Source organism: Anaerotignum lactatifermentans DSM 14214 (assembly GCF_900142265.1).
In the GTDB taxonomy this organism is placed as follows: domain Bacteria; phylum Bacillota; class Clostridia; order Lachnospirales; family Anaerotignaceae; genus Anaerotignum; species Anaerotignum lactatifermentans.
On the sequence record NZ_FRAH01000131.1, the window covers coordinates 1 to 3,336 of the forward strand.

At 31.6% G+C, this 3,336-nt stretch carries 1 protein-coding gene and 1 pseudogene; both read left to right on the forward strand.

Going from position 1 to position 3,336, the window contains the following annotated elements:
• Positions 1-534 (forward strand): annotated as a pseudogene (locus tag BUB35_RS17955) (hypothetical protein); the annotation flags it as partial.
• 383 nt (positions 535-917) lie between these two features.
• Positions 918-2,126, forward strand: a complete 1,209-nt coding sequence (locus BUB35_RS17960) for a SpoIID/LytB domain-containing protein (protein ID WP_072853977.1) — start codon at positions 918-920, stop codon at positions 2,124-2,126.
• Positions 2,127-3,336: the final 1,210 nt, after the last annotated feature.

Below are 3,336 nucleotides of genomic sequence, written 5' to 3' on the forward strand. Positions count from 1 at the left end.
GTCAAACACTATAAAAGGAGGATTGTAGAAATTATGGGAGAGAAAAAGAGAAATGGCTTACATGGAAAGGTTTTTGTTTCGGCATTGGCAGTATTCTCTCTGACTTGTAGTAATGTGGTTGCTAAAGCGGCGGATATACCAGTCAATATGATGTTTTCTAATAATGTTCAGGTAGCTAAACTGGGAGAATTTGAAGAGATTCAGATAGATGAAATGAGGACTGATCTTGAGTTTAAAGGTAAGAATCCTTCTGATTTGGGCAACTTTGTGAAGTTTGATGTACGCGATACAGAGGATACTACATATGAAATCATATATAATGATAATATTAAAAATAAGGTTGAACAAATGCAGAACCAAATCGAACCACAGCATGTACATAAGATTGTGGATATTACATTAAAAGAGCATAAGAAAAACAGTGATGGCTCATGTAAAACTACATACTATGAAGGAAGAAAATGTACTGTTTGTGGAGCTATTTGGAAAGGTGATGTAATCAATGTAGTAACTATGGCAAAATGTACACACTGATAGTTGAAAACAATTATTAGAAATTTAAGGAGGGATATTTATGAAAAAAGAAAAAAGAAAGGAGGGTGAAGAATATCCTGCATGAAAAACAGAGCAGTGCGACCAACACAAAAGTAATTTCAAACAGGGTAAAATAACTAACAAAACATGATTTATCAAGTAATAAATATAGTATTTTCTTCATTATATACCAAAAAAGAAGAATGTGAAAGAGTTTTTGAAAGGATAGTATTTTGATGTTTTAGTTTAAGAGCGAAAATAAAGGCATGCAATAGAAAATAGGTTAATCATTTTTCTAGGAATGAAAAAGAAATCATTTTCTTAAATTAAATAACAACAGGTTAACCTAATAAAATTATTTTATAAGGAGGGTGAAGTAATCTATGAAAAAACTGCTTGCGAAAATATTAGTTGTTGTCTTCTGTTTGACTAATATTCATAGTGTTGTTTTTGCAACGGAAAATAATTCTGTAAGTGAAATTGCAACAAAGATTGAATCTTATATTTCTGCTATAGATTGTCATGATTGGGATACGATTATTAGCCTATCACCTGCAGCAGATAAAAGAGATTTAGAAGAATACTATAGTAACCCTGTATTTGAGAAAGAAAAAGTAGGCTATTATGCTGTTATACAAGCGCAACTTGAAAACTTTACGCCGGTAGCATTAAAAGATATAGCTCCATACACAGATTTATCCTTGTATAAAGAATTATATGGTGGATCTTTAGAAGTATTTTTACTCAATGTCAATTTTGAGGTTGCTGAAGGTAATGAAAGTGAATACATTTATGATGGCTTGAATTTTATTTTAACGATTTGGGGGAAAGAAGATGGTGAGTGGAAACTAATTGAAGCATCTCAACCACCAGTTCAATTAGTTGAACAAGTCGATACTTTGGTGCTAGAGAACGATATTTCTGATTATCAAAGGGCTATTCAGGTCGCAAAATTAAGGCAATATGGTGTTTTTGTTAATATGAAAGGAGAAATTTTAGCAATCAATAACGAAAACATGAATGAAGAGCAAGCAAAAGAATTGATTAGTAATGTTTTTAATGGAGTTTCCGCGATGGCTGCTCCGGAGGGAAATGAACGTCCAAAGACGATTCGAGTATATAGAACTTCTTCAAAAACCATAGAAAAAATTAATTTTTATGACTATTGCAAGAACGTTTTGCCTAATGAATGGGTAGCTGCTTGGCCTGAAGAATCTTTAAAAGCAGGTGCACAATGTGTTAAATTTGTAGGTTGGTATCGTGTATATAATCATAAATATTATGGTCAAGGGTTTGATGTAAAAGATAGTACGGCAGACCAAGTTTATAAACCTAATACAGAAAAGAGTAATACGACCAAAGCGATAAACGCTGTTGACGGGGAAGGCATGATGAATTCAGATGGTGCACTCTTTTATCCATCATATAGAGCAGGTGATTATGATAATAGTGGAAAAAATGGTGGAGTTTGTAAACAAAATGGTAGCCATTACTTAGACAAAGAGAAAGGTTATACTTACTGGGAAATTTTAAAATATTATTATGATAATTCAGATGTTTCAAGTGGCAGTATTAAAAAGTTTTCTTATTAAGTAGTTAATAATATGGACAACTTTGTGGAACAGATATAGCTGTTCTACATAAATTTTTGGTTGCTTTAGTTTAACAAAGCCCCTTTATGTGATTTTATTATCCTACATAAGGGGGCTTATTGTCATTGCTTGTTTTAAATGCTTCAGTTTAAATGATTGCAAAAAAGTATGGCTTACCAGAAGGCCCCTCTGGCAGTCTGTTAAACGACCAGTATATGAAGAAGAAACAAAATTTAGCATGGTATCCAAAGTATATCTGAAATTATGAAAGACGTGGCAAAGTGCGATGATTGATAAAATGAAGGTGTATAGAAATATTGAAATCAAAATATCAAATAAAGCAGTTTTAGTTTATTAATACCATTGTGATAGGGCATAAAAAGGGGATCAAAGTTGTTTTCCATCATTAAAAACGATAGCAAGAGATTTGAATTTACCCTTGAGTATAGTTAAGAGAACACTACAGGAACTGTTAAAACAGGATTATATTCGAAAAGAAGCTAAAAAGGGGGAAAGACGAGCAACATATATTTTATTACGTAAAATCATAGAGCATTAAAAGTGAACAAGTGTATGGAGTGATACGAGTATGCCTATGGCAAGGACTATGCTATAAGCAATTTTGAGCTAGGAATGTTAACTACTCCATTGAACAGTTACATGTTTACAAAATAAAGAAAACGTAAGTTCTAGTTGACGTAGATATTGTTCTATTTGGAGTTTTGTGTATTTTTTAGAAATTCAATATATTTTATCACAGAAAGAAGATTATCGTTGTTCAATACAGAAAGATCGTCAACAATGTTTTCAATGTTTTTCTAACATATATTTTTTGGAAAGGGATTCGAGATATTGAGAGATTATAGGTAAATCAAGGATTTAATCTACAGAAACACCAGAAATTTTTTAATCGATCAAAAATGGAGTCCATAAATAATTTTACACCTCATTGGTAATATCCTATCAAAGAAAGAGGGAGATTTGCTTATTATTACCAATATAATGGTAAAATATTTTTTTACATCTAAATGGTGTTTAATAATCATTGACAATAAACGACAATTTGTAGTAAAATAATAACGACAAAACGTAGTAAATGGAGGTAATGATGAAAGCAAATATTAGTGATTCTGAAATGAAGGTAATGGAAAAAATTTGGGACTGCGGAGAAATGATTTCGGTTGCAGATGTGGTCGCTTTGTTAAATGAA

What these genes read in the sequence shown, in the direction of transcription:
- BUB35_RS17960 (WP_072853977.1), top strand. Translation starts at nt 918, where the DNA reads ATGAAAAAACTGCTTGCGAAAATATTAGTTGTTGTCTTCTGTTTGACT.